Source organism: Deinococcus alpinitundrae, assembly GCF_009982895.1.
Lineage (GTDB): Bacteria > Deinococcota > Deinococci > Deinococcales > Deinococcaceae > Deinococcus > Deinococcus alpinitundrae.
Genome location: NZ_WXZL01000006.1, coordinates 117500 through 142680, shown reverse-complemented (window position 1 = coordinate 142680; position 25181 = coordinate 117500). Strand labels below are relative to the sequence as shown.

General features: G+C 66.4%; 23 protein-coding genes. 15 read left to right on the top strand and 8 right to left on the bottom strand.

The genetic code is table 11. The features are described from left to right. Positions 1-136: 136 nt before the first annotated feature. Complete coding sequence (locus GUI70_RS07635; RefSeq protein ID WP_438503461.1) at positions 137-1876, bottom strand: ABC transporter substrate-binding protein; 1740 nt, start codon at positions 1874-1876, stop codon at positions 137-139. Between the two features lie 424 nt (positions 1877-2300). On the opposite strand from GUI70_RS07635, the gene GUI70_RS07630 reads away from it, so the two are divergent. Together GUI70_RS07630 and GUI70_RS07625 are read left to right on the top strand one after the other, a co-directional pair. Then, the gene (locus tag GUI70_RS07630) at positions 2301-3281 is read left to right on the top strand and encodes a D-alanine--D-alanine ligase family protein (RefSeq protein WP_237724787.1); all 981 of its coding nucleotides are present in this window, start codon (positions 2301-2303) and stop codon (positions 3279-3281) included. A 59-nt stretch (positions 3282-3340) separates the two neighbouring features. Continuing rightward, positions 3341-3967, top strand: a complete 627-nt coding sequence (locus GUI70_RS07625) for a hypothetical protein (protein WP_161881696.1) — start codon at positions 3341-3343, stop codon at positions 3965-3967. A 90-nt stretch (positions 3968-4057) separates the two neighbouring features. On the opposite strand, the gene GUI70_RS07620 is transcribed toward GUI70_RS07625, so the two are convergent. From GUI70_RS07620 to ftsE, 3 genes are read right to left on the bottom strand one after another with little or no spacing between them, the layout of a single operon-like run. Beyond that, the gene (locus GUI70_RS07620) at positions 4058-5752 is read right to left on the bottom strand and encodes a M23 family metallopeptidase (protein ID WP_161881695.1); all 1695 of its coding nucleotides are present in this window, start codon (positions 5750-5752) and stop codon (positions 4058-4060) included. Positions 5753-5757: 5 nt separating this feature from the next. Continuing rightward, positions 5758-6621, bottom strand: coding sequence for a cell division protein FtsX (locus GUI70_RS07615; RefSeq protein WP_161881694.1), 864 nt, complete (start codon positions 6619-6621; stop codon positions 5758-5760). Between the two features lie 10 nt (positions 6622-6631). Beyond that, positions 6632-7315, bottom strand: coding sequence for a cell division ATP-binding protein FtsE (gene ftsE / locus GUI70_RS07610; RefSeq protein WP_161881781.1), 684 nt, complete (start codon positions 7313-7315; stop codon positions 6632-6634). Positions 7316-7608: 293 nt separating this feature from the next. Between ftsE and GUI70_RS07605 the strand changes: the two genes are divergently transcribed. Together GUI70_RS07605 and GUI70_RS07600 are read left to right on the top strand one after the other, a co-directional pair. Next, positions 7609-8922, top strand: coding sequence for a S41 family peptidase (locus GUI70_RS07605; RefSeq protein ID WP_161881693.1), 1314 nt, complete (start codon positions 7609-7611; stop codon positions 8920-8922). Between the two features lie 189 nt (positions 8923-9111). Continuing rightward, complete coding sequence (locus tag GUI70_RS07600) at positions 9112-9813, top strand: TrmB family transcriptional regulator (RefSeq protein WP_161881692.1); 702 nt, start codon at positions 9112-9114, stop codon at positions 9811-9813. Positions 9814-9962: 149 nt separating this feature from the next. Here the strand turns inward: GUI70_RS07600 and GUI70_RS07595 are convergent, their stop codons facing one another. Further along, entirely contained in the window at positions 9963-10598 is a 636-nt protein-coding gene (locus GUI70_RS07595) for a CBS and ACT domain-containing protein (protein WP_161881780.1), read from the bottom strand. 82 nt (positions 10599-10680) lie between these two features. Between GUI70_RS07595 and GUI70_RS07590 the strand changes: the two genes are divergently transcribed. The 4 genes from GUI70_RS07590 to GUI70_RS07575 all read left to right on the top strand — a co-directional run bounded on the left by GUI70_RS07590 (position 10681) and on the right by GUI70_RS07575 (position 12782). After that, positions 10681-11187: an OmpH family outer membrane protein gene (locus GUI70_RS07590; protein ID WP_161881691.1), complete on the top strand. Its 507-nt coding sequence runs from the start codon at positions 10681-10683 to the stop codon at positions 11185-11187. 90 nt (positions 11188-11277) lie between these two features. Beyond that, positions 11278-11787, top strand: coding sequence for an OmpH/Skp family outer membrane protein (locus GUI70_RS07585; RefSeq protein WP_161881690.1), 510 nt, complete (start codon positions 11278-11280; stop codon positions 11785-11787). After that, positions 11788-12291 (top strand): OmpH family outer membrane protein, encoded by a 504-nt coding sequence (locus GUI70_RS07580; RefSeq protein WP_161881689.1) that lies wholly within the window; start codon positions 11788-11790, stop codon positions 12289-12291. Between the two features lie 68 nt (positions 12292-12359). Continuing rightward, positions 12360-12782: a carboxymuconolactone decarboxylase family protein gene (locus GUI70_RS07575; RefSeq protein ID WP_161881688.1), complete on the top strand. Its 423-nt coding sequence runs from the start codon at positions 12360-12362 to the stop codon at positions 12780-12782. Here GUI70_RS07575 and ald read toward each other — a convergent pair. Next, on the bottom strand, positions 12779-13897 hold the full coding sequence (gene ald, locus GUI70_RS07570) for an alanine dehydrogenase (RefSeq protein WP_161881779.1): 1119 nt from the start codon (positions 13895-13897) through the stop codon (positions 12779-12781). The two genes, GUI70_RS07575 and ald, sit on opposite strands and share 4 nt — an antisense overlap. 151 nt (positions 13898-14048) lie before the next feature. Between ald and GUI70_RS07565 the strand changes: the two genes are divergently transcribed. The 4 genes from GUI70_RS07565 (at position 14049) to GUI70_RS07550 (ending at position 17013) form a co-directional block, all read left to right on the top strand. Next, positions 14049-14519, top strand: a complete 471-nt coding sequence (locus GUI70_RS07565) for an Lrp/AsnC family transcriptional regulator (protein WP_161881687.1) — start codon at positions 14049-14051, stop codon at positions 14517-14519. Between the two features lie 38 nt (positions 14520-14557). Beyond that, positions 14558-15733, top strand: a complete 1176-nt coding sequence (locus GUI70_RS07560; RefSeq protein WP_161881686.1) for an MFS transporter — start codon at positions 14558-14560, stop codon at positions 15731-15733. Between the two features lie 96 nt (positions 15734-15829). After that, positions 15830-16267, top strand: a complete 438-nt coding sequence (locus GUI70_RS07555; RefSeq protein WP_161881685.1) for a hypothetical protein — start codon at positions 15830-15832, stop codon at positions 16265-16267. 158 nt (positions 16268-16425) lie between these two features. Next, positions 16426-17013, top strand: a complete 588-nt coding sequence (locus tag GUI70_RS07550; protein ID WP_161881684.1) for an SCO family protein — start codon at positions 16426-16428, stop codon at positions 17011-17013. 61 nt (positions 17014-17074) lie between these two features. Here GUI70_RS07550 and GUI70_RS07545 read toward each other — a convergent pair whose 3' ends face one another. Further along, the gene (locus GUI70_RS07545; RefSeq protein WP_161881683.1) at positions 17075-19882 is read right to left on the bottom strand and encodes a M16 family metallopeptidase; all 2808 of its coding nucleotides are present in this window, start codon (positions 19880-19882) and stop codon (positions 17075-17077) included. A gap of 197 nt (positions 19883-20079) precedes the next feature. Here GUI70_RS07545 and GUI70_RS07540 point away from each other — a divergent pair, with 197 nt between their 5' ends. From GUI70_RS07540 to fni, 3 genes are all read left to right on the top strand, one after another. Beyond that, positions 20080-22281: an amylosucrase gene (locus tag GUI70_RS07540; protein WP_161881682.1), complete on the top strand. Its 2202-nt coding sequence runs from the start codon at positions 20080-20082 to the stop codon at positions 22279-22281. Between the two features lie 53 nt (positions 22282-22334). Beyond that, entirely contained in the window at positions 22335-22508 is a 174-nt protein-coding gene (locus GUI70_RS07535) for a hypothetical protein (RefSeq protein WP_161881681.1), read from the top strand. 78 nt (positions 22509-22586) lie between these two features. Further along, a complete protein-coding gene (gene fni, locus GUI70_RS07530) occupies positions 22587-23624 on the top strand; it encodes a type 2 isopentenyl-diphosphate Delta-isomerase (RefSeq protein ID WP_161881680.1) in 1038 nt (345 codons plus the stop codon). A gap of 291 nt (positions 23625-23915) precedes the next feature. Here fni and GUI70_RS07525 read toward each other — a convergent pair whose 3' ends face one another. After that, positions 23916-25040, bottom strand: a complete 1125-nt coding sequence (locus GUI70_RS07525; RefSeq protein WP_237724774.1) for a winged helix DNA-binding domain-containing protein — start codon at positions 25038-25040, stop codon at positions 23916-23918. Between the last annotated feature and the right edge of the window lie 141 nt (positions 25041-25181).

Here is a 25181-nt window from a genome sequence, read left to right as displayed (position 1 = left end):
TTAGTGTGCTGCTGCACACGTGCGGAATTAACGGAAGGGTGAAGGCCGAGAACTTCCGACTCGCACAGGCAGGGCACATCAAAAAGGGAAGCGGCGGCTGCACACCGTCCGCTCCCCTTGACCAGAGAAAGAGGCCTTACTTCTTGCTGAGGTCCTTCCAGGCCGTGCCGGTAAAGAGAGTGCTCGATCCCAGCATCGGATTGTAGGTGCTGGCGTTCGCGCCGACCAGATTGTCGCGGATGGCGTAGAGACCCACACCGGCGGGCACCAGCAGGTAGGGAGCCTGCTCGTAAGCACGGTTGGCCACCTGCGAGTAGAGCTTGTTGCGCTCGGCGGGGTTGACGGTGGCGCGGGCCTGATCGAGCCACTTGTCCACGGCGGCGTCCTTCCAGTTGCTGCGCGGGAAGTAGTAGCCGTTGCTGGAGTAGAAGGTGTACATGAAGTTGTCGGGATCGGCGTAGTCAGGTGCCCAGCCAATAATGATCATCGGCTCTTTGCCCTGCTTGGAGTCGTTGAGCATATCGGCCCACTGCTTTTGCTTGATATTGACCTTGAACTTGGGGTTGAGGGCTTCCACGTTCTTCTTGAGGATTTCCATGGCCGTCTGGGCGGCCACGCTGCCCGCGCGGTAATCGGCGTTCAGGGTAAAGCCGTTTTTCCAGACGTTGCCGCCCCAGGCTTTCTGGAAGTAGCTCTTGGCCTGGGCCGCGTCGAACTTGTAGGTCTTGACCTTGGCGTCGTAGCCGGGGAACGAATCGGGGAGCAGCATGGTGCGCTGCTTGCCCTTGCCCTGCTGTACGTCCTGGATGTACTGGGCGTAGTTGAACGAGTAGGCAAAGCCCCGGCGCAGGTTGGCGTCGGAAAAGAAGTTGGCGGGAATGCCGTTGCCGTCGAGCTTGCCGCTGCCCAGCGCGTCCCCAGCCTTGATGTTCTCGTTCATGAAGATGCCGGTGGCGCTGGTGTTGGGCAGACCGTCCACGATCACCACGCCGGGCTTGCCCTTGAGCTGCTCTTCGATGTTGGCACGGCTCCCGGTCTCGACCAGGTCGGCGTCACCGCGCAGGAAGGCCTGCTGACGGGCGGCCAGCTCGGGAATCTTCTGCACGATCACGTTCTGGATGGCGGGCTTTTTGCCCCAATATCCGGCGAACGCCTTGAACAAGAGGGCGTTGGCGTCGCGGCTGACCAGCTGGTAGGGGCCGGTGCCGCTGGGGTTCTTGGAAAGGTTGCTGCCCTGCACGTCCTTGCCGACCCAGTCCTTCCAGGTCTTCTCGGTGCCGTCCCACTCGCCCTGCTTGATGGCCCACTGCTTGTCGAGAATGCTCTGGCCCGAGAAGGCCAGCTTGGCCAGGAACGCCGGGTCGGCCTTGGGCAGGGTGAAGACGAGCTGGCCCTGGGCATTGCACTGCACGGCCTTGCTGATCTTGTCCCAGGTCACGGACTTGTCGTCGTTGGCGTTGGCCTGGGTCCCGGTCAGCGACTCGGCCAGAAACCAGTTGCCCGACTCGGCGCTGTTGGTCACCAGGTTGCGCTCGAAGGTGTACTGGGCATCGGCGCAGGTAAACGAATTGCCCGAGTGAAACTTGACGCCCTTACGCAGATTGACCGTTAGGGTCTTGCCGTTGTTGGTAAACGTCGGAACGGCAGTCGCCAACATCGGCGTGAAGGCGCGCAGGCTGTTGCCCTTGTAAGTCCACAGCGTGTCGTACATGTTCTCGATCATGTTGCTGCTGCCGGTGTCGTAGTTGGCCGTTGGGTCGAGCGTCGGCGTGTCGTTGGACTGCTGGATGACCAGCGTGTCCTTGGGCGTGGCCGCGAAGGCGGCGGAGCCGAGCAGCAGGGCGGTAAGAAGGGTCAGGGAAGTGGGTTTCATCATTCGTGTTCCTCCGGAAGCTGGGGTGATCTGAATGGATTTTTCCTTCGGCGTGAGCGCTTGGCCGACGTGAAGTAAGAGTTCAGACCTTGTGCAGACCCGCGCATCATAACCCAAGGTCTAGACGAATGCATGATGGTGGACCCAGTTCAAGATGAGAAACATCCCGGGTCGCTGATGTATGCCTGACACGCTTGCTACCCCTGTCATGACTTTGGTGAGCATCATCAGTATGAGACGTATGATACACATCATGGGTGCCGGCATCGAAGGGTTGGGACCGACACCGGCGTGCGGCTGTCCTGGGCGGCGCGGAGCTGGCATACTGCCGGGCGTGAGTTCTTCAGAAACGTCCTTCTCGGAGTCCGGAAAAACCCGTGTGCTGCTGCTGTGCGGTGGCCAGAGCGGTGAACATGCCGTCAGCTTGATGAGTGCCCGCAGCGTGCTCGCGGCCCTCCCCGAGTCGCGCTTCGATGTGACGCCGTTGGTGATCGGCACGGATGGCCGCTGGCTGGGCCGGGGCGAGACGGCGCGGGTGCTGAACCAGGGCAGTCAGGAACGCCCGGGCCAGAGTGAGGTCGCCGTGTCCGCCTCCGGCGAACTGAGGCCCTATGAGGTCGCCGGTTACGACGTGGTGTGGCCACTGCTGCACGGCCCGCACGGCGAGGACGGGACGGTGCAGGGCTTCCTGACCCTGACCGGCGCAGCTTACGTGGGGTCGGGCGTGCTGGGCAGTGCGGCCAGCATGGACAAGGTCATGACCAAGCAGGTGCTGGCCAGCCTGGGTGTGCCGCAGGTGGCCTACCGTCTGGTGACCCGCCACGCCTGGCAGACCGACCCCGACGTCGGGGTGCAGGCGGCGCGCGAATTGGGCTTTCCGCTGTTCGTCAAGCCCGCCAACCTGGGCAGCTCGGTGGGGGTCAGCCGGGTGGCCCATGAAGGCGACCTCAGCGTGGCCCTGGCCGCCGCCTTCGCGCTCGACCGCCGGGTGATTCTGGAAGCCGCTGCCGCCCACAAGCCACGCGAGCTGGAAGTCGGGGTGCTGGGCAACGACGCGCCCAAAGCAAGTCCGGTGGGCGAACTGAAGTTCGAGGGCCTGATCTACGACTACGACACCAAATACACCGAGGGCCGTGCCAGCATGCACATCCCCGCGCCTATCGCCGCCGAGGTGGCCGCGCGGGTGCGCGAACTGGCCCTGATTGCCTTCAAAGCGCTCGACTGCGCCGGGCTGGCCCGGATCGATTTTTTCTATGTCGAGGAAACCGGCGAGTTGTTTCTCAACGAGGTCAACACCATGCCTGGCTTTACCGCCACCAGCATGTACCCCAAGCTGTGGGAAGCGGGCGGGCTGAGCTATCCCGAACTGGTAACGCGCCTGCTGGAACTGGCGCAGGAAGAACGCTAGGCGCGCCGGGCGTTCAGCAGGTACACCCGGCCCCCACCCGCCGCGCTAGGCTCTCCCGCATGACCCTGCTGCGTCCGCCGTCCTCCAGCCCACTCGCCACCCTGGGGGGCTTCGCGCTCGGCTCAGCGTTGTTTTTTCTGGTCCGGGGCGTGGGGAGCGCGTTGCTGCCCGCCTGCGAGGGCCACACCGTGCTGGCCCTGCTGCCGCCGCTGCTGCTGGGGCCGGGCGGCATCGCGCTGGCGACCTCGCAACTTGGGCGCCACCCCCGGTGGGCCGCGCTGGGCTTCGGCATGGCCATCTCGTCGCTGTTTCCGGCACTGGCCTTCGGGGTGGGCGACATCTCGGCGCTCAGAACGGTGGGCTGCGCGGGCGGCTACGTGGTGTTCGGCACGCCCTCGGGCGGCAGGCTCCCGGAAGTGACGGTGCGGCCCGGCGAGACGGTGGAGGTGACCGCCCGGCCCGGCGGCTTCGCGGCGGCACTCGGCCCGGTCAAGCTGAGCTTGCAGCTGCCGGACGCGGTGCTGAGCGCCGCACTCGACCCGGCCAGCGTGCCCGCCAATACCGAAGCCACGCTGCGCCTGAGCGCCTCGGCCACAGCGCCCTCGCAGCAATACACCTTGAATGTGATCGCCCAGCAAGGCGAGCGCAGTGCCCAGGGCCAGCTCACGGTGACTGTTCACCCGTAAGCTCCCTGGGGTGGGAAGTGGTTCGCGGGAGGCAGGAAAAGACTCAGGGCACTTGCTTCTCAGGCTTTCCCTGCGCTCCGCCTCTCCTCTTCAGAACGTTGGCGGCACCGCTTGGCGGCTGTTGTCCGCGCCGATGCGGTTGACCTGAAAGGCCATCCGGTCCGCGCCGAACACAGGGGAGCCGCCGATGGTGCCGAGCGCCTGGCCCGGCGCTACCCGCGCGCCCACATCCACACTGGGCAAGTCCAGGCCGATGTAGGCAGTGGCCAGCACCGGGCTGTGTTCGATGAGCACCACCCAGCCGAGACTGGCATAGTTGGTGACGGCCAGCACATTGCCGCCTGCTGCGGCCACCGCCTGCGCGCCCGTCGGGCCGCTGATCAGGGTCCAGGGGACCGCCACCGAGAACGGCGTGACGACCGCGCCGCCGGGCAGCGGAAACCCGAGCGGTCCACTGGCCGCTGGTAGCGGCGCAAGCTCGACGGCGGCCTGCTGCTGCTGGGCCTGAATCTGGCTGGCCCGCGCCTGCAAGCTGCTCTGCTCCCGGGCATTGGCAGCCGAGCGTTGCTGGCTGGCACGCTGCTCGGCGGCGGCGCGGGCCTGCTCGGTCTCGATGCGGGCCTGGGCCTCGGCCCGTGCCTGCGCGGCGGCTGCCGCCTGGGCCTGGGCACGCCGCAGCGCCGCTTGCCGCAGGGCTTCCTGGCGCTGGGCTTCCTGAATGGCGGCCAGCCGGGCCGCTTCCTGGCGGGCACGCTCCTGGGCTTCGCGGATGCGGCGCAACTCCTCGGCGCGGCGCACGCGCTCGGCCTCGATGCGCCGCCGCCGCTCGGCCTCGATGCGGCTGCGCTCGGAGACGATACCGCCCACCAGCGTGTTGATGCTCTGAACGGTGAGTGCTTGCTGGGCACGGGTTTGCAGCGCCAGCGCCTGCTTGCCCGCCTGCGTCTGCTGGAGGCGGGCCACCAGCGTCTGCTGCTGACCGCGGGCGTCACGCAGCCGGGTGAGCTGGGCAAGCTGCTGGCTGCGCAGGTCCTGAAGCTGGGCGGTCTGGGCAGACTGCTGGGCCTGCTGGGTCTGGAGGCTCAGGCGCTGGGTTCTGAGGTCCTCGATCACGTCCACGTTGTGTTCGCCGCCCATGTTGGCGTAGCGGCTGCGAATCACCAGATCCGACAAGCTGCTGGCCTGGTTGATCAACCGCAGGTACTGGCCGCTGCGCTCGCGGTAGAGCAGTTCGAGCAGCTGGCGCACGTCGGCTTGCAGGCGCGAAACGCGCTCGGAGGTGCGCGCCACCTGACCGCGGGTCTGGCCGAGGTCAACCAGCGCGCCCCGGATGGCCTGCTCCAGCTTGAGCTTCTGGTTTTGCAGCGCAGCGATACGGTTTTCCAGCGTGTCGATCTGGCCCAGCACGTCTTTTTGCTGGGCACTCAGCGAGGCGATGTTCTTCCGCAGGGTTTCGAGCTGCGACTGCTGGGCGCTGCTGAGCTGCTTCTGGGCAGCGAGTTGCTGCTGAAGCTGCTGCAATTTCTGACTGGTGGTCGGCAGGTTCAGGTTGTACGGATCGGGACGACTGGGCGGCGGCGACGGCAGGCCAAGGGGGGCGGTCACCGGCGCGGATTTGGGCGTGACGGGTTTTGTTGCCGCCGGTTTGGACCCGGAGGTCGACTGGACGGCTGGCGAGACCTGCTGCTGGGCCGTGACCAGGCTGCCTGCCAGCAAACCCAGGGTGATCAGGCACAGGGTCGGCAGGCCAGCCGTCCAGCGGCGGGAAGGAGAAGCGGCAGGCACCTCGCCTACTCCAGTTCCCGCAGGTAGCGCCGGGTGGCGAACAAGCTGCCCGCCAGCCCCACCAGCACACCCAGAAGCAGCAGCCCCACCAGCACCGGCGAGATGGTCGAGAGGTCGGTGATGATTGGCAGCACCGGCACCAGCTGCTGCACCCGCAGCGAGAGCTCCAGGTAACTGGGGGCCAGCAGACCCGAGGCGATCAATCCGGCCAGCAGGCCCAGCAGCACGCCCTCGATCAGGTGCGGAGCGCGGATAAAGGCCCGCGTGGCGCCCAGCAGCCGCATCACGCTGATCTCGTTGCGCCGGGCGTAGATGGCGACCCGCACCGCGCTGAGAATGTTAAATAAGGTGCCGACGAGCAGCAACCCCACCAGCGCGTACCCGGCCCCGCGCACGGTGCTGAGCGTCTTGACCGTCTGATCGACGTAGCCCGCGCCGTATTCGACGTCGGTGACGCCCGGCAACTTGCGGACGAGTTCGGCCACCGCCCGTGAGTCCTCGACCCGCGCCACCCGCAGCCGCAGGGTATCGGGAAAGGGATTGCCCGCCAGCGTCGCGGCTTCCTCGGCGTAGGGGTAGTCGCGGCTCATCTCGCTGAGCACCTGCGTCTTGTCCACCAGGCGCACCTCGGTCACCTGCGGCTGGTCGCGCACGGCCTGGGTCAGCGCCCCGGTATCGGCCCCGTCACTCAGAAAAGCAGCGATCTCGACTTGCGATTCGAGCTGCGAGAGGGTGCGGTCCACGTTGAGGGTCAGCAGCACCACGAAGCCCAGCATCAGCAGGGTCAGCGTCATGGTAATCAGGGTGGAGAAGGTGGCGGTGAAATTGCCGCGCATTTGCAGCATCGCCTCGCGGAAATGAAAATTCATCTCAGCCCGCTCACAACGCGTAGCCGCCGTAGGGATCGTCGCGCACCAGCTTGCCCCGGCGCAGGGTCAGGGTGCGGTGGCGGAAGGTCTCGACCAGATCGCGGGCGTGGGTGGCGACCAGCACAGTGGTGCCGCGCAAATTGACGTTTTGCAGCACCTTGAGCACTTCGCGGCTGTTGTCGGGATCGAGGTTGCCGGTGGGTTCGTCGGCCAGCAGCAAGGGCGGATCACCGACGATGGCGCGGGCGATGGCGACGCGCTGTTGCTCGCCCTGCGAGAGTTGCAGCGGCAGGGCCAGCTTCTTGTGCTCCAGCCCCACGGTCCTGAGCGCCCCGCCGACCCGCGTGGACCACTCGCGCCTGGGCACCCCGGTGACGCGCAGGGCGAAGGCCACGTTGTCCTGCGCGTTGAGGTGCGGCAGCAGCAGATTGTCCTGAAACACCATGCCGATGCGGCGGCGCAGGGTGGCGGTGCGCGCGCCCCGGTAGCGGCTGAGCGCTTCGCCCGCAATCAGCACCTCACCGCGCGTGGGCAGGTGGCGCTTGATGATCAGGTTCATGAAGCTGCTCTTGCCCGCGCCGCTCTGGCCCACCAGGTACACGAATTCGCCCTTGCCGACAAACAGATGCACGTCGTCGAGGGCCAGGGTGCGGGTCACGGCGTATTCCAGGCTCACGCTGCGAAATTCGATCATCGTGGCCCGGCCCGCCGCAAAGCGGCGCAGCGCGCAAAAAAGAAGGAAGGAAGGAAAGTCATGACCGGGCACAGGATAGCTTAAGAGCTTATGAATGTGACTGGGTTGCCGCTCATGAGAGGGCCGCCCAGGCCGTCTTGGCCCAGCAGCTTGCTTCGGCGCAGCGCCGGGTTTCAGTCCAGTGCCCAATTTGAACTCAGCACCCAATCTGGCTGTGACGCGGCAGCCGTATCACCTGATCAATGTCACCTGCGCCTTAACCGTCCTTCACCCCGTGCCGCTATGCTGACCCAGTGAGAAAACGTCTTTTGCTCGTCTCAGGCGCACTGGCCGCCACCGCCGCCGTGGGCTACGCGCAGTTCACGACCTACAGCACCACCGACATCGTCAAGACGACCAACGGCAAGGCGTTCGTCCAGCTGTTCGGCGCGCTGCACCAGCTCTACCTCAGGCCGCTCGACGACAACAAGTTGATGAACGGGGCCATCAAGGGCATGATCGCCTCGCTCGACGACGAATTCACCTACTACGTCGAGGCCCAGGACAACCAGACCGATCAGGAAAACCTCAGCGGCGCGTTTTTCGGCATCGGCATTCAGCTCACGGCAGCCAACGCCGACGGCACCGGGGCCAAGGTCGACACCGTGTTCAAGACCGGCTCGGCTATTCAGGGCGGCGTGCAGACCGGCGATGTGTTTCTCAAGATCGGTGACAAGGACGTGACCACCCTGAGCCTTAACGACGTGGTGCGATTGGTGCGCGGCGAGAAGGGCACCAAAGTCAACATCACTTTCGGGCGCGGCAAATCCACCTACACGGTGGCCCTGGAGCGCCAGCCGGTCACCATCGTCAGCGTCGAGCAGACCGTCCTGCCGGGCAACGTCGGCTACATCGCCCTCAATACCTTCTACAGCGAGAAGGTCAACGAACAATTCTCGGCCGCCGTGCAGAACATGAACAAGAAAGGCATAAAGAAACTGATTCTCGATCTGCGCGACAACGGCGGCGGGCTGCTGTCGTCGGGCGTGTTCGTGGCCGATCAGTTCCTGCAAAAAGGGCCGATCGTCTCGCTGCGTGACAACAAGGGCAAAACCACCGTCTACGACACCGCCAAGGCCCAGTCCACCGACTACACCGGGCAACTGGTACTGCTCATCAACAAGAACAGTGCCTCGGCCAGCGAGATCGTAGCCGGAGCTTTGCAGGACACCAAGCGGGCCACCATCGTCGGTGAAACCAGCTTCGGCAAGGGCGTGGCTCAGACCCCGGTGGAACTGGTCAACGGCGCGCAGGTGCGCATCGTCGCCAACGAGTGGCTGACCCCCAATGGCCGCCAGATTCAGAAAAAGGGCATCACGCCGGATGTCAAGGTGGACGACAACCGCCGCCCACTGCCGCTCAACTTCACCGGCAGCGGCGTCAAGGCCGGCGCCAAGGTGACGCTGAACATCGGCGGCAAGCCGGTAGACGTGGTGGCCGACAAGGACGGCAAATTCACCTACATCGCCCCGCCGGTTGCCCAGCCGACCAACCCCGATCAGGGCGTGGCCGTCGTCGACACCGCCAAAGACGCCGAACTGGCCGCTGCCCTCAAGCAGTTCAAGTAAGTCTGTAGCGCACTTGGGCACCACGGCACCGCCCGCGCCTGCCCGCCCGGTCGAGCAGCGCTTCTTGTTCGACAACTGATCCAAGAGACGTTGGCTTTGCGCCGCCCGGATAACCAGGGCGGCGCATTGTGCTGTACGGCGGCGGCATGCCGCCGCCCGGCGTTGCAAAATCCCGTACACTGGGCGGAAATGAGCGCCGTCATTCACCTGCAAGCGCTGGGGCTTACCGAATACGAGGCCCGCGCCTACACGGCCCTGCTGGCCCTGGGGCGGGCCGTTCCGGCCCGTGTGGCGCGGCAGGCAGGCATTCCCAGGCCCAAGATCTACGAAACGCTGGAGCGCTTGGAAGGACGCGGCCTGGCCGCCCGCGTGGGGCAAAACCCGCTCGAATACGCGCCCCTCTCGGCCCGAGAGTACCTGGCCCGCGCCCGGCGCTCGTTCGATGATCGTCTGGGCGCGCTCGACCGCGACCTCTCGCGCCTCGCGCCCGACCCGGCCCCCGAAGCGGTGTACCACCTCTACGGCAACGCGGCCATCACGTCGATGTGCGAGGACCTGACCCTGAACGCGCGCGCCAGCCTGGTGATGGCGGGCCGCGCCGATCTGCTCAGCCGCCTGGAGCGCCTGACGCCTAGAGGCGTGAGGATAGTGCAGACCACCCTGACGGATCTGCCCAGTGTGGCGGCGGTCGGGCAGAGTGCCTTTTTGCTGTCACGCGACGGCGAGGCGGCGGTCATCGCTCACTTCATTGAGGAGGGCGAGCCGGGCGAGGCCCACGGGGTCCATACCCACAACCCGGTGATCGTGCATTTGATCGAGGGCTACGTGCATCTGGCCGCGCAGAAGAGCGCCGCACCGGGGCTGCGCCCTGAGCTGCTGGCCGAGGACTGAGCCAGACTCGGTTCCAGGCACCCATGCGATTTGGCTCCAATTCCAGGAACTCCGAAAAGAACACCTTCTTTCTTTGCATCTCCGCCAAACCGTACTCGTTGAGCCTCAGTCCGTTCGCTGGAATGCTGAGCGCTCCGTTCAATTTCGTCTCACTCCACCTCGAACCCCGCCTCGCGCAGGCGGTGGCGTGCCCCTGCGGCGTGCTCACCCACGACCCGCATCACGAAGGTCCGCTTTTTTTCACCCGACGCGCTGCGTTCGGTGCCGCTGGTCGCCAGCGAGATGATGTTGCTCGGCTGCACGGCGCGCGCCGCCCGCTCCAGACTGCCGGGCACGTCGGGCAGGCGCAGGTGCAGGCGGGTGCCGCCCTCGTCTTGGCCGAGGATATGGGTAAAGGCTTCCAGCACGTCGCCCACCGTCAGCATGCCGCACAGCTGGTTACGTCCGTCGAGCACCGGCAGGCCGCCCACAGCGCGCTGGCGCATGCGCAGGGCCGCGTCTTCCATGTATTCGCCCTCCTGCGCCGTGATGACCGGGCGGGCCATCATCTCCCCCACCGTCAGCTTGCTCAAAAGAGCGTGAACTTCCCAGATACTGAGGGTGGCCGCCTTACTCGGCAGCGCGTCCTTGAGGTCCTTGCGGGTGGTGATGCCGATGAGCTCTCCGCCTTCCACCACCGGCAGCCGCCGAAAGCCGCGCGCCTTGAGCAGGCCCAGGGCGTCCATCACCGGGGTCGTGGGCGAAACGGTCAGGGGGTCGGGCGTCATCCACTCGCGCACCAGCATAAAGAAGAGTCTAGCGCCCTCGGCAGCGCTCTGCGCCTTGCCTTTCACGGCGCTCAGCAACCAGCGTGCTACGTTCGGTGCCATGCAGCCCATCAAGAAGGCCACGGCCCTGCTCGCCCTGCCTGCGCTCCTGATCGGCGGCGCGCTGCTCGGCAATCTCGCGCCCCACGCCCAGAGTGCTCCGCAGAAGGTCGCCCTGATCAACGTGGCCGAGATTCTCAAGGCCAGCCCCGACGACGCGGCGGTGGTGGCCCTGGGCCAGAAGCGCGACGCTGAACTGGGGGCCCTCGACGACCAGATCCAGCCGCTGCTCAAGCAGGGCAGCCAGATCAGCGCGGGCGACAAAGACAGGCTGAATCAACTGATCAGCGCCGCCCAGAGCAAATCGAAAGACTACGACGCCCAGGTCAACGCCAAGCTCGCTCCGATCACCCAGCAGGCCAACGCCGCCGTCGCTGCCGCCGCCAAAGCCAACAGCGTCGCGGTGGTGCTCAACGCCAACCTCGCCCAGCAGTCGGGCATCGTGGTGTACGCCGATCCCAGCGCCGACCTGACGGGCACGGTGAAAGCGGCCATGACCAGGAAGTGATTCGGAGCCAGGGACCGCCGCCGGAACACTGACGGCCCGCTGATTTCTGCGTTCACGATGCTCAAAAATGAGCATGCTAGCGTGCTCACCATGCGTATCCCCAAGCCCAAGTTCGATCTCAAACTCAGTCTCGCCATGCCTGCCCTGCTGGTGGGCGGCTTTGCTCTCGGCAGCCTCACCCCCCACGCCCAGACCGCGCCGCAGAAGATCGCCTTCGTGAACGTGGCCGAGGTCTTGAAGGCGCACCCCGACAACGCGGCGGTGGTGGCCCTCCAGAAGAAGGCCGACGACGAACTCAAGCCGCTCGACACGCAGATCAAGGCGCTTCAGGCCCAGGGATCGGCCATCAAGCCCGCCGACAAGGACAAGCTCAGCCAGCTGATCACGACCATCCAGGCCAAGGCCAAGGATTACGACGCCCAGATCTCGGCCAAGGTCAACCCGATCACCACCCAAGTGGACAGCGCCGTGAGCGCCGCCGCCAAGACCAACGGCGTGGCTGTGGTGATGGACGCCGCCACCGCCAACGGCCTGGTGGTCTACGCCGACCCCAGCACCGATCTGACCGACGCAGTGAAAACGGCGCTGGCGAAGAAGTAAATGCCGGGCAAACTCAATCTCTCGCCCACCCAGACCACCCTGCTGGCCGCCGCACTGATCACCGGGCTGGCAGGCGCGGCCACCCTCAAGGCCGGAAAGGTCGGGCTGGTGGACGTGCAGAAGGTTATCGAGAGCAGCAAGGGCGGCCCGGCCTTCGTGACCCTCAACCAGAAGGCCGACACGGATCTGGGCAAGCAGAGCCAGGCCATCGGCACGCTTCAGGCCAAGGTCAACACCGGCAAGGCCAGCGCCGCCGACGTGCAAGCGCTCAAGAAAGCCCAGACGACTTACCAGACGGCCCTCAAGAACTACGACGTGCAGCGCCGCAAGGCGTTTGCGCCCGTCGCCGGATCGGTCAACGCGGCGGTCGCGGCAGCGGCCAAGGCGCAGGGCTTCACGGTGGTGCTCGACAAACGTAAGGCAGCCAGCAGCAGTATCGTCATCTACGCCAACACCCAGACCACCGATCTGACGGCGGCGGCGCAGAAAGCCGTTAAGAAGTAGAGTTACCCCTCTAGCGCTCCGTTTCCCTGTCTGACGACGGAAGCGGGGCGCTTTTCTATACTGCCGCCATGTCCAGTTCAGACGACACGTCTCCGACTTCATCGGCCCGCCACCTGATTTTCGGCGCTCAGCATGACCGCATCCAGGCCCGGCTGGAGAAGCTCGACCCTGATCTGGCCGGGTACATCCGCGAGTTTGCCTACGACACGGTGTACCAGCGCCCCGGTCTGGACCTCAAGACCAAGGAGCTGCTGGCCTGCGCCCTGCTGACCAGTCTCGGCGCGGAGGCCGAACTCAAGACCCACCTGCGCGGCGCGCTGCGGGCCGGGGCCAGCGAAACCGAGGTGCGCGAGGCGCTGCTGTTCATGATCCCTTACCTGGGGTTTCCGCGCGTGGTGGCGGCCTTCGGGCAGTTGCAGAACCTGCTGGAGCGACAGGAAAGCGCCGCCCCAGAATCGGCAGCGGCGCAGGGAGACGGGGAGGCGGGTTAGGCCACCGGCATTCTGAGCGCGTCTTCCGGTGGAGTGAACGGCAGTTCGAGCGCGTCGGCCACGCCCTGGAAGGTCAGCTTGCCGCTGATGGTGTTCAGGCCCTTTTTCAGCGCCTCGTTGCCGAGGAGCGCACTGACGCCGTGGTCGGCGAGTTGCAGCGCGAACGGCAGGGTCTGGTTGGTCAGCGCGAAGGTGCTGGTGCGCGGCACGCCGCCGGGCATGTTCGCCACGCCGTAGTGGATGATGCCTTCCTCGACATAGACCGGATCGTCGTAGGTGGTGGGGCGAATCGTCTCGACGCAGCCGCCCTGATCGACCGCCACGTCCACGATGACGCTGCCTTCCTGCATCAGGGGAAGCATGTCACGGGTCACGAGGTGCGGCGCGCGCGCGCCGGGAATCAGCACGCCGCCGATCAAGAGGTCGGTCTCGGGCAACAGGGCGCGGATGTTGGCCTCGCTGCTCATCATGGTGGTGAGCTTGCCGAAGAACACGTCGTCGAGGTAGGTCAGGCGGCGGTGCGACACGTCCAGAATGGTGACCTTGGCTCCCAGGCCCATCGCCATCTTGGCCGCGTTGGTGCCCACCACGCCGCCGCCGATGATGACCACGTGCCCGGCCTGCACGCCCGGCACGCCGCCGAGCAGCACCCCGCGCCCGCCCTGCGGCTTTTGCAGGTGGTAGGCCCCGGCCTGGATGCTCAGCCGCCCGGCCACCTCGCTCATCGGCATCAGGAGCGGCAAGCTACCGTCCGTGCTCTGCACCGTTTCGTAGGCGATGCCGGTGGTGCCCGAGGCGAGCAGCGCTTCGGTCAGGGCGCGGTCGGCGGCCAGGTGCAGGTAGGTAAACAGCAGCAGGTCGGGACGCAGGTAAGCGTACTCCGACTTGATTGGTTCCTTGACCTTGACCACCATCTCGGCGGCCCAGGCGTCGTCGGCGCTGCCGAGCTGAGCACCCGCCGCCGTGTACTCGTCGTCGCGGATGCCACTGCCAATGCCCGCACCGCGCTCCACGATGACCTGATGGCCGCGCCGGGTCAGCGTGCCCACACCACCGGGCGTCAGGGCGACCCGGTTTTCCTTGACCTTGATTTCCTTGGGAAGTCCAATCTGCATCATGTCCTCGTTTGCGCCGTGTGCGGGCGCGTTCGCTTTGAAGTTTGACTCCATGGTAGTCCTCAGCCCGGCCCTCAGGATTGCCGAAGCGTGCCCGAAACGCCGCCCTCAAGCAATATCAATGCGCCGATGAAGGCTTTAGACTCTGAAGATGTCTCAACCTGAGCTGGACGCCATCGACCGCCGAATACTGGGCATCTTGCAGCGCGACGGGCGCATTCCCAACACCGAGCTGGCCGACGAGGTGGGCCTGACCCCGGCCCCGACCCTGCGGCGGGTGCGGCGGCTGGAGGAGGAGGGCGTCATCCGGCGCTACGTGGCCCTGCTCGATCCCAAGAAGGTGGGGCGGGACCTGACCGTCTTCGTGAATGTGAGCCTCGACAAGCAGACCAAGCCCGGTTTCCAGACCTTCGCCGAGCACATGATTCGCCGCCCGGAAGTGCTGGAATGCTACCTGTGCCTGGGCGAGAGTGACTTTCTCCTGAAGGTCTGCGTGCCAGACCTCGACGCTTACCAGCGCTTTCTGGTGGACGTGCTGGCCGCCATTCCGGGCGTGCGCAACACCAACAGCACCATCATCGTCAAACAGGAAAAAAGTACGACCAGTCTGCCGCTGGAATAGTCGGGTCTTCTCCCCTGCCGTGCGGCTATGCTGCGTCGGTGCAGTCCACTTCCAGCGTTCTTCCCGCCCCGCCCCGCAGCCTGGCGGTGGTGGCCCTCGGTATTTTTCTGCTGCTGGGCATCATCTACCCGATTCTCGGCCCGGCGCTGCCCCGGCTCAGCGCGCAGTTCGGTTTGCAAGCCACCGGAGCCTCGCTGCTGCTGAGCGCCAACTCGGCGGGGTCCTTTCTGGGGGTGGTGCTGGCCGGGCTGCTGCCCGCCTCACTGGTGGCCGAGCGGCGGGCGGCGGCGGCCCTCCTGCTCACGGCATTGGGCAGCCTGGGCCTGGCCTTCGCACCCGACTTTCCGCTGGCGCTGCTGGCCTCAGCCTTGCTGGGCCTGGGCTTCGGGATGCTCGACCTCACCATCAACGTGTGGCTCTCGGTGCGCTACGGCGAGCGCAGCGCGGCCATGCTCAACCTGCTCAGCGCCGGATTCGGCGTCGGAGCGGTGCTGGCTCCGCTGGCGGTGGGCCGGGCGGGCGGCAACGTGCAATTGCCGCTGCTGGGCTGCGCGGTGTTTGCCGGGCTGCTGCTGTGGCCGCTGCTGAGGCTGCCCCGCTCGCCTGCCCCGCGCCCCACGCCCCCCGATCGGGCGTCGGCACCCGCTGGCCGCCCGGCCCGGTCCCACCTGCTGCTGGGCGTGTTTGTCCTGCTGTTCCTGGTGTACGTGGCCGTCGAGGGCGGGGTGGGGGCCTGGGAAGTCACGGCGCTGCGCGACGGCTTGGGCCTGAGCACTGCCGCCGCCAGCCAGGTCTCCTCGCTCTACTGGGTCTTCTTCACCGCCGGGCGAATGATCACCGCGCCGCTGACCCTGCGCTTCGCGCCGCCGCAACTCGTGACCGGCGCGCTGGCGCTGGCCTTGGTCAGCCTGGCCTGCGCCAGCATTCCCGCCGCCGCTCCTGCCGCCTATAGCCTGACCGGGCTGTTTCTGGCCCCGGTGTTCGCCACCAGCCTGGTGTGGCTGAGCCGCGAACTGCCGGGGCGCAATGCTCCGACGCTGGTGTTCGCCGGGGGCTTTCTGGGGCCGGTTCTGTTCTCGCCGGTCATCGGCTCGCTGCGCGACGCATTCGGACCCGCCGCGACCCCGCTGGCCCTCACGGGCATCGCCGCGCTTGATCTGCTGCTGGTGGTATGGCTGGTCTCTCTGCTGCGCCGCCCACGCCGGGCCGCCTGATGGTCTGCTGGCTGACTGCTGCCGGGGCTGCGCTGACCCCGACCCACCCCGGCAGGGGTCAGCGCAGGAGCAGCCCAGTCCGCTAGACTAGGCCGCGTGTCGTGCGTGCTGAGAGCAGTTGGAGCCGAATTCGAGGTGGACGCCTTTTTGCGCCGCAGCCGCCTCTCGCCGATGAAAGTCTGGCGGCGCGGCGAGAAGCTCACTGCCCGCCACAGTCCGGGGGACGCGGGCCAGGAACTCAAGCACGGGCAATCGGGTTTTGCGGCCCTGGCGAGTGCGGCTTCCTTCCGGCAGCCTGCCCAGCAAGCCAGCGACGCCGAGCTGTTTCTCAAGCGCCACGAGGCGGCCCTCTCTACGCTGGCCGAATACCCCGGCGTGGACGCCATCCTGCTCGATTTCGGCATCGAGGACCGCCCGCTGGGGCTGTACGGCAGCGAGACCCAGACGAGTTACTTTCCGCCGGAGCTGCTGCGGCAGATGGGCAAGCTGAATATCGGCCTAGTCATCACCCGCTACCCCGAGACGGCGGACTGATCGGGACTTGAACTCGAATCGTTTCACGGAGACGACGACAGCCGACCAACCGACGCAGGGAAAACATACGGGTTCGGCGGTTAGGAATTGAGTACCATCTGTATCCGCCGCGGCCCAGGGACACCCATCCCCACCGGATCGGACTAGATTAAGTCCTTATGAAGTGGCTTACCGCTGCCCTGCTGTCCGTCGCCGCCGTGCTGGGCGGGCTGCTGTTCTTTCGTGGCAATACCGCCGAGGCGCTGGGCGGCACCGCACTCGACCCGGCACCGCGCGTCTCGGCGCTCCAGATGGTTCGCGACGACGGGCAACCGGCCATGCTGGGCGGCGCGTCCGACCAGGTACGGCTGGTTTTTTTCGGCTTCACCCGCTGCCCGGACGTCTGTCCGTTGACCCTGGGCCGCCTTTCCAAGATTTACCGGCAACTCAGCGCCGAGCAGCAGCGTGAGGTGCAGGTGCAGCTCGTCAGCGTGGACCCGCAGCACGATTCGCCCAGAGTGATGCGCGCTTACCTCGACAACTTCGACGCCCGGTTTCGCGGCCTGACCGGCACACCTGAAGTCGCCAAGGCCGCCGCCCGCACCTTTTTCATTCTCGACACCCAAACGGAGAGCGGCACCATCCTGCACGGCGACCAGATCGCGGTGCTCGACCGCCAGGGCCGTTTCCGGCGGGTCTACAACAGCGACTCGCTCGGCGACGGCTCGCTGGGTACCGATTTACCCCAGTTGCTGCAAAAGTACTGAGCACCAAACAGGAAGGAGGCCACCCTGACTCGCGGGTGGCCTCCTTCCTGACGTTCAGCGCTTATTTCCCGCTGCCCGGCCCGGCCGTCACTTCCACGACGTTGTCGGGGTCGAGCAGTTCTTTGGCGGCCTGATTTACCGCTGCGGGCGTCACCGCGTTGATCTTGGCCTGGTAATCGGTGAGTTCGCTCAGCGGCAGCCCGTCCGACACCAGACTGGTGAAGGTGGCCGCCAGCGCGGCGGGGTTGGATAAGCCCACCGTGTAGCTGCTCAGCAGGCCGTTCTTGGAGGTGGCGACCTCGGTGGCGCTCAGGCCGTTGTCGCGCACGTCCTTGAGGATGTTGATGGCTCCCTGAACGGCCCTGTCGGTGTCCTTGGGGTTGGTCTGCAGCGAGATGGTAAAGGCCCCCGGCTGCTTGAGCGCCGCAAAGCTGCTGCCCACACCGTAGGTCAGGCCCTCCTTGTCGCGCAGCTCGGTACCCAGACGGCTCGACAGGGTACTGCCACCCAGCACGTCGTTGAGCACCAGGGAAGCGTAGTAGCGCGGATCACTGCGGGCGATGCTCTGGTAGCCCAGGTAGGTCACCGCCTGGGTCTTGCCCGGCAGATCGCCGGAGGCTTTGACGATTCCGGCAGGCTTGCCGATCACCGGGTAGACCACCTGCGGGGTCGGGCCGGAAGCGGTCCAGCCGCCGAAGGTCTGGTTGAGCAGGGTCTTGACCTGTGCTGGATCGAAATTGCCCACCAGCGTCAGCACGGTGGCGTCGGGGCGGTAGTGGGTCTTGTAGAAGTCGAGGGCGTCCTGGCGGGTCAGCGCGCCGATGGTGTCGGGGCTGCTAAACACCTGCCAGGGATTACCCGCCGGGTACAGCGTCTTGCGAAACACCTTGATGGCCACGCTGCCGGGGTCGTCATTGGCCTGCACGGCTCCCTGCACGGCGCGGGCCTGGGCGCGCTTGAACTGGTCCGCCGGGAAGGTGGCGTTTTGCAGGATGTCGGAAAGGGCGGTCAAGAGCACCGGCAGATCCTTGTCGCGGCTGGCCCCACCGATCTGCACCCCGAAGCGGTTGGCCGCCGGAGCGAGCTGCGCGCCCACGTCGTCGAGCAGCTTGGCCAGAGTCAGTTCGTCGCGGGTCTGGGTACCCGAGAGCAGATTGGCTGCCACAAGATCGACCAGTCCGGCTTTAGTGTCGGTGTCAAACTCGCGCCCGGCCTTGACGTTGGCGCTGAGGCTGACAGTGGGGGTCGAGGTGTCTTTCAGCAGCATCACGGTCATGCCGTTGGGCAGGGTAAACTTGTCGGGCAGGGTGATCTTGGCCTGGCCCGAGGGCTGGGAGGCGGGCAGATACTTGGCAACCTCGGCGGGATCGACGGGTGGCCCAGCATTGAAGGCCTCCTGGGTGGCCCCACCCGCGCTGGCCGCGTTGCCGCTGCCCTCCACCGCCTTGGTCGGCTCGAAGTAGCCCACCGTGCGGGCGCTGTCGGGGAGGTATTTCTGGGCCACCCGGCGCACGTCCTCGGGCGTCACGGTTTGCAGGGCCGCCAGAAACTTGTCGGTGTACTGGTAATCGCCCGCCGTGGTGGCGTCCATACCCAGGCTGGTGGCCTGCGCTTCGATCGAGCGGGTGTCGAGCAGCGTGCTGGTGCTGATGCTGGTCTTGGCGCGAGCGATCTCCTCGGCGCTCACCAGATTGGTGCGCACGTCGGCCAGGGTCGCCAGCAGGGCAGCGTCGAGCTTGGGCAAATCGGTGTCGGGCGTCGGGGTGAAGTTGAACGAGTACCAGCCGCCGCGCGCGAACTGGTAGGGCAACGTGCCGCCGTCGGCCGCCAGCCCGGACTCGAACATCGACTGGTAGAGCTTGCTGGTGCGCCCCGAGAGCAGCACGTAGTCGAGCACCTTGAGGGCCGGAGCATCGGGGCTGCTGACATCGGGCAGCGGGTACACGGCGTTGAGCAGCGGCGTGGCCCCAGCTTCCTTGAGCACGATGGGGGCTTTCGGTGGCGACTTGCCGAGGGTGGCCTCGCTGCCGCCCGGTACCAGTGCCGCACTGGTCGTCACCGGCAGGGTGCCGGGCTTGCCCAGCTTGCCGAAGGCCGCCTGAATCTGCTTCATCATGTCGGCGGTATGGAAGTCGCCCACCACGATCAGGGTGGCGTATTCGGGCGAGTAGTACTTCTTGTAGTAGGCGCTCACTTCCTGCGCCGTGAAGCCCTCGATGTCCTGGCGGGTGCCGCCCACCGTCAGGCCGTAGGGCGATCCCGGAAAGGCCGCTGCCTGCACGGCGCGCTCCAGGCGGTAACCGGGGTCGTTCTCGTCACCCTCGATCTCCGACAAGACCACATTGCGCTCGCTGGTCAGCGCCGCCGGGTCGATCTTGGCGTTCACCATCCGGTCGGCTTCAAGTTGCAGCGCCGCGCCCGCCTTCTCGCGCTCCACGGTTTCGTGGTAGGCGGTCTGGTCGTAGTAGGTAAAGGCGTTGAAGTCAGCTCCGAGCGCGCCGAGTAACCGGCCAAACTGCACCGGGCGGTCGGTGGTGCCCTTGAACATCAGGTGCTCGAGCTGGTGGGCGATGCCGTTGACGCCGGGGGCCTCGTTGCGCGAGCCGATCTTGTAGAAGACCTGCACCGTCACGACCGGCGCGCCGCGCACTTCCTTGGTCAGCACCGTCAGCCCGTTACTCAGCACCGTGCGCTTCACGTCGCGGGTGAGGCTGAACGAATTGGCCGCCGGGTTGGCGGCACTCAGCACCGGTGACGGCTTGGCCGTGCTGGTCGCAGGCGCAGCGCTGCCTCCGGTGACGGCGGCCAGCGCAGGCGAGGCGGCGAGGGCGGCACTCAGGGCCAGGGTCGCGCTCAGAAATCGTTTCATGAAACCTCCAAAACAATGAACGGGAAAACAGGACGATCAGTCGGGTGATGCAAGAGTGGGGAACTGCCGATCAGCCTAGCGCCGGGCGGCCCTGCCAAAAAGGGAGCTGGGTGAGAAACAGCCCGGGCAAATAGAGTGGGAGTCACAGCGCACCACAGAGTGGAACCGTTCCCATTTCGCCCCGCTATGCTGGGAGCATGACCAAGCCGCCTGCCCCAGATGCCCCGGAGAACCCGCCCCGCAGCGCTGCCGACCAGCCGATTCCCGGTCCATCTGCTCCTGCTCAGCCCGCGCCCGCTTCATCCGCCGCACCCACCAAAACGCCCCGCGCCCCACGTAAGGGGGCGGCCCGTCCGGCCACCAGCAACCCAGTCCCGCCGGAGCAAGCCGAGGCCGAGGCCGCCCCGTCCGTTCGGCCAACACGCCAAAAGAAAGCCGCCGAAGCAGCGAGCACGGCAGACACGGCGGCTCCGGCCAAACCCCGCAAAGCCAGAGCACCTTCCAGGAGTGCGCCTACTGACACAGCCGAGCTGAGCGGCCACGACCTCGCCACCTTCGACATCCGGCTGGAGCGCTACCGTCAGGATCTGGAAAGCAGTCTGCGGACGGTCTACGGTGAACAGGTCAATACCCTGTGGCCCCGGCTGGAAGCGCTGCTGCGCCGCTCACTGGCCGAGCGCCCAGGTAACCTCAAACGGCTCGACGAGGCGCGGCTGCTGCGCGCCGACTGGCTGCAGGTGCCGGAGATGATCGGCTACGTGGCCTACACCGAGCGCTTCGCGGGAAATTTGCGCGGCGTGTTGCAGCGGCTCGGCTACCTGGAGGAGCTGGGCATCAAGTACCTGCACCTGATGCCGCTTTTAAAACCCCGTGCCGGGGAGAACGACGGCGGCTACGCGGTGGCCGATTACCGCGCCGTACGAGAAGATCTCGGCAGCATGGACGATCTGCGGGCGCTGGCCAGCGAACTGCGCGGGCGGGGCATCAGCCTGGAACTCGATCTGGTGGTCAACCATGTGGCCCAGGAACATGAGTGGGCTGCGCGGGCCAGGGCCGGGGAAGCCAAGTACCGCGACTATTTTTTGCTGTTTCCGGACCGCCAGCTGCCCGACGCCTACGAGCGCAGTCTGCCGGAGATCTTCCCGGATTTCGCGCCGGGCAACTTCACCTGGAACGAGGAGGCCGCCAGCTGGGTCTGGACGACCTTCAACAGCTACCAGTGGGATCTGAACTGGGCCAACCCGGACGTGTTTTTAGAGTTCGTGGACATCATCCTGTACCTCGCCAACCAGGGCGTGGAAATCTTCCGGCTCGACGCCATCGCCTTTTTGTGGAAACGGCTGGGCACCGATTCGCAAAACCAGCCGGAAGTCCATGACCTGACCCGCGCCCTGCGCGCCTGCGCCCGCATCGTGGCCCCGGCAGTCGCCTTCAAGGCCGAGGCCATCGTCTCGCCCGGCGACCTGATCGCCTACCTGGGCAAGCGCGACCACGCCGGTAAGGTGTCGGACATGGCCTACCACAACTCGCTGATGGTGCAGCTGTGGAGCAGCCTGGCCAGCCGCAACACCCGGCTCTTCGAGCAGGCCCTCTCGGCCTTTGCGCCCAAACCGACCAACACCACCTGGGGGCTGTATGTGCGCTGCCACGACGACATCGGCTGGGCCATCAGCGATCACGACGCGGGCATGGCGGGTACCGTGGGCTGGGGCCACCGGGCCTTCCTGAGCGACTTCTACAGCGGCGAACTCCCCGGCTCGTTCGCGCGCGGGCAGGTCTTTCAGGCCAACCCGCGCACTGGAGACCGCCGGATCAGCGGCTCGGCAGCCAGCCTGGCCGGACTGGAGGCGGCGCAAACCCCGGAGGATGTGGCCCTGGCCCTGGCCCGCCTGCGCCTGCTGCATGCCGTGACGCTCGGCTACGGCGGCGTGCCGCTGCTATATATGGGTGACGAGCTGGCCCTGCTCAACGACGAAAGCTACCAGGACGTGCCGGAACACGCCTCCGACAACCGCTGGCTGCATCGCCAGGCCATGAACTGGGAGCGGGCCGAGGAGCGTTTCGACTTGGCCACCCCCGCCGGGCAGATGTACGCCGCCATAAAGCAGCTTATCCGCGCCCGCCAGCAGTTGCCGCACCTGCACGCCAGCATTGAGGCGCGGGTCGTGCACAGCCCCAACGAACACACGCTGCTGCTGCGGCGTTCTCACCCGCTGGGCCAGATGCTGGGCGTCTATAACTTCACCGATGAGTTTCAGCCGCTGCCCGCCTGGGTGCTGCGCGAGGTGGTGGGCGACTTCCCGCGCGACGCCGTCAGCAATCATGAGTGGAACCTCACCAACGAGGAGGTGGCACTGGAACCTTACGGGGCCTACTGGCTGATCGAGCAGCCGCACTGAGCAAGCGGTCCGCACCGCTTTTTCAGGAACCGTTCAGGCGCAGACTGCTACACATGCCCAAAACACCCATCAAGCTGCCCACCGCCGCCGTGCTGAAGCTGGCCCGCGACGCCACCGAACGTCTGGGAACGCTGAGCAAAGACCCCAAAGTGCGCGAGGAGGCGCTCAACGTGACCGACGCCTTGCAGCGTCTGCTGCGGGCGGTGCGCGACTCCAGAGCCCGCTGAAGAACGTGGGGATTGGTCCGGAGCGCTCAGTCCGCAGCGGATAAGCTGGGGGGCGATGCTCCTTCCGACAGGCAGACCGTGAACACCGAACCCATCACCGAGCGTAAACTGCGCCACATCGAGGCGTGCTTACTTCCAGAGAGCCAGTACCAGACCCTGACCACCGGGCTGGAGCGGGTGGTCTGGCCCTACCGTGCCCTGCCGGAACTCGACCTGGACGCGGTGGACCTTACCACCACTTTTCTCGGCAAGTCGCTGAGCGCGCCCGTATTGATTGGGGCGATGACCGGCGGCGCGCAGAACTCGGCCCGAATCAACCGCCACCTGGCCCAGGCCGCCCAGCGACTCGGCCTGGGGCTGATGCTGGGCAGCCAGCGGGTGATGCTGGAGAACCCGGCGGCGCTCGGCAGTTTTCAGGTGCGCGTCTATGCCCCGGATATCCTGCTGATCGGCAACCTGGGCGCGGCGCAGCTGCTCAAGGGCTACGGGGCCGCTGAGATCACGCGGGCCATTGACCTGATCGGCGCGGACGCCCTGGCGATTCATGCCAACCCGCTGCAAGAAGCCCTGCAACGCGGCGGCGACACCCACTGGGCGGGCATAGCGGCGCGGCTCGGCGAGGTGGTGCCGAATGTGCCCTCCCCGCTGCTGCTCAAGGAAGTCGGGCACGGCCTGAGCGCCGGGGTGGCCCGCATGGCGGCGGCGGCAGGCTTCGCGGTGCTCGACGTGGCGGGCGCGGGCGGCACCAGCTGGGCGCGGGTGGAGGCGCTGGCCCGCTGGGGCGAGGTTCGCAGCCCCGATCTGTGCGAGATCGGTTTGCCGACGGCCCAGGCGCTGCGCGAGGTCCGCGCAGCCGTGCCGCAGCTGCCGCTGATCGCGTCAGGGGGCATCCGCAGCGGTCTGGACGCCGCCAAGGCTTTGCTGCTGGGCGCGCAGGCAGTGGCGGTGGCCCGGCCCCTGCTCGCTCCCGCCCTAGAGAGTGCCGAGGCGGTGGAGGCGTGGCTCGAAGCATTCATTCACGAATTGCGGATAGCGCTATTCGTGGGGGGATTTGCGTCTGTGGCGGCGCTACACGCTTCAGCGGACCTCTCCGCACCTGCAGACCAGCGCGGCTGAGTTGACCCAGCCTCACGTTGCCACGCCAGTTCCAGTCCTTGCGGGCGTGGGCGGTTCACAACAGCTGACCGGCAAACCTCACCAGCCAGCCCAGCGTTTGCCGGAGCTGCTGATATATAGCGCCGTGACACCGGGAATCGACGTCACCCAGAACCAGTAGAGCCAGACATCGACCTTCAAGGGTTAACCTCCTGCGCAGCAGCAGCAAAGGAGAAGAGCAGTCAAAGCTGCTAACGGGCCTGACAGTTCCTCGATTCGTTGACGTTACGTGCAAATTTATGATCGGCGGGTCTACTCTTCAAGCTGTAGAAACCTTCGGTAGCGCTCCAACTCCGCCTCAATTCCCTTGCGAAGCTTCACGGTCTGCCGCACGCCCGGCACGAAGCCGAGGTCGCTGACGAGCCGCCCCTGCTCGACGTTCAAATTGGCCCAGCCCACAGCCTTCTCGTTCCAGAACAGCGGCAGGGCGTAGTACCCCATCAGCCGTTTGGCCGGCGGCGTGTAGGCTTCAAATTTGTAGGTCCAGCCGTGCAGGTGCACGAAGCGGCGGCGGTCCCACACCAGCGGATCGAAGGGGCCGACGATACGCACGCTGGAAACAGGACCCACCTCCAGATTGTCCTCAGCGGACCAGAAGTAGGTCTGGCCGTCTACTTCGGCGGTCTCCAGCCAGCCCCCTGCCAGCTCGGCCAGCGCCCCGCGCAGTTCAGCCTGAAGACCGGGCGCGCCGTAGCCGGAAAGCGAGAGCAGATACCCCAGGCTGGTTCTCGGCAGCGGGCCGTAGAGCCGCACCAGGAGCCGCACGATCCCGTCTGCCCGCTCCTGAGCACTGAGCGGCGCGTGGGTGCTTGGCAGGTCCGAACCGGATTGACCCGCGTGGGTCTGGGCCGGGCCGTAGACCTTGACACCCTTCTCGCGCCGCACCACCCGCAACAGCCCACGGCGGTGCAGGCCCTCCAGACTGCGGGTCGCGGCGTTGCTGCTGCCGCCCCAGGCATTGCCAACCCTGATTTTGCCGAAAACCTGTTCGAGCGTTCTCGGATGCACCTCACCGTGCGCCTGCGCGTAGGCCAGCACCTGCTCGCCGAGGCCCGGCGCGTCACGCTCGATCTTCAGTTCAGGCTGGGCGCGGGGGTGCAGCAGCCGGTAAACGGCGCGGCTCACGAAGCCGTAATTAGGCAGCATGTCCTCCTCCACGTCCAGCGCCAGGTAGTGCCGCTCCAGATCGCCCGCCCGGTATCCCGGTACCCGCTGCATCAAGGTCAGGTCCTGGGCGCGGGCCGGCGCGCGGATCGGATCGGCCTGCACGAAGCCCATCTCATTGAGGGCCGTCTGTACGTCGGGCTGGGCCTTCAGCGTGCCGAGTGCGGCGGCGCGGAGCTGGGCGGTCGTCACAGAGCCGGTCTTGATGGGCATGCCACGAGTGTAGCGGCTGATTTCGTACCGAACAGAATCTGGTCCCAGCTGGACAGCGCTCCCACTTCACCGTATACTCGTGGGCGCTGTCTGCCGTAAGGCAGGCTTGACCAGCCAGCCGCCGCCGCCAGGGCCGCGCTC

Excerpts from the sequence above, each read along its gene's own strand:
- GUI70_RS07635 (WP_438503461.1), bottom strand. The coding sequence starts at position 1,876 with ATGATGAAACCCACTTCCCTGACCCTTCTTACCGCCCTGCTGCTCGGC.
- GUI70_RS07630 (WP_237724787.1), top strand. The coding sequence starts at position 2,301 with ATGAGTGCCCGCAGCGTGCTCGCGGCCCTCCCCGAGTCGCGCTTCGAT.
- GUI70_RS07625 (WP_161881696.1), top strand. The coding sequence starts at position 3,341 with ATGACCCTGCTGCGTCCGCCGTCCTCCAGCCCACTCGCCACCCTGGGG.
- GUI70_RS07615 (WP_161881694.1), bottom strand. The coding sequence starts at position 6,621 with ATGAATTTTCATTTCCGCGAGGCGATGCTGCAAATGCGCGGCAATTTC.
- ftsE (WP_161881781.1), bottom strand. The coding sequence starts at position 7,315 with ATGATCGAATTTCGCAGCGTGAGCCTGGAATACGCCGTGACCCGCACC.
- GUI70_RS07600 (WP_161881692.1), top strand. The coding sequence starts at position 9,112 with ATGAGCGCCGTCATTCACCTGCAAGCGCTGGGGCTTACCGAATACGAG.
- GUI70_RS07595 (WP_161881780.1), bottom strand. The coding sequence starts at position 10,598 with ATGCTGGTGCGCGAGTGGATGACGCCCGACCCCCTGACCGTTTCGCCC.
- GUI70_RS07590 (WP_161881691.1), top strand. The coding sequence starts at position 10,681 with ATGCAGCCCATCAAGAAGGCCACGGCCCTGCTCGCCCTGCCTGCGCTC.
- GUI70_RS07585 (WP_161881690.1), top strand. The coding sequence starts at position 11,278 with ATGCGTATCCCCAAGCCCAAGTTCGATCTCAAACTCAGTCTCGCCATG.
- GUI70_RS07580 (WP_161881689.1), top strand. The coding sequence starts at position 11,788 with ATGCCGGGCAAACTCAATCTCTCGCCCACCCAGACCACCCTGCTGGCC.
- GUI70_RS07575 (WP_161881688.1), top strand. The coding sequence starts at position 12,360 with ATGTCCAGTTCAGACGACACGTCTCCGACTTCATCGGCCCGCCACCTG.
- ald (WP_161881779.1), bottom strand. The coding sequence starts at position 13,897 with ATGCAGATTGGACTTCCCAAGGAAATCAAGGTCAAGGAAAACCGGGTC.
- GUI70_RS07565 (WP_161881687.1), top strand. The coding sequence starts at position 14,049 with ATGTCTCAACCTGAGCTGGACGCCATCGACCGCCGAATACTGGGCATC.
- GUI70_RS07550 (WP_161881684.1), top strand. The coding sequence starts at position 16,426 with ATGAAGTGGCTTACCGCTGCCCTGCTGTCCGTCGCCGCCGTGCTGGGC.
- GUI70_RS07545 (WP_161881683.1), bottom strand. The coding sequence starts at position 19,882 with ATGAAACGATTTCTGAGCGCGACCCTGGCCCTGAGTGCCGCCCTCGCC.
- GUI70_RS07540 (WP_161881682.1), top strand. The coding sequence starts at position 20,080 with ATGACCAAGCCGCCTGCCCCAGATGCCCCGGAGAACCCGCCCCGCAGC.
- GUI70_RS07535 (WP_161881681.1), top strand. The coding sequence starts at position 22,335 with ATGCCCAAAACACCCATCAAGCTGCCCACCGCCGCCGTGCTGAAGCTG.
- GUI70_RS07525 (WP_237724774.1), bottom strand. The coding sequence starts at position 25,040 with ATGCCCATCAAGACCGGCTCTGTGACGACCGCCCAGCTCCGCGCCGCC.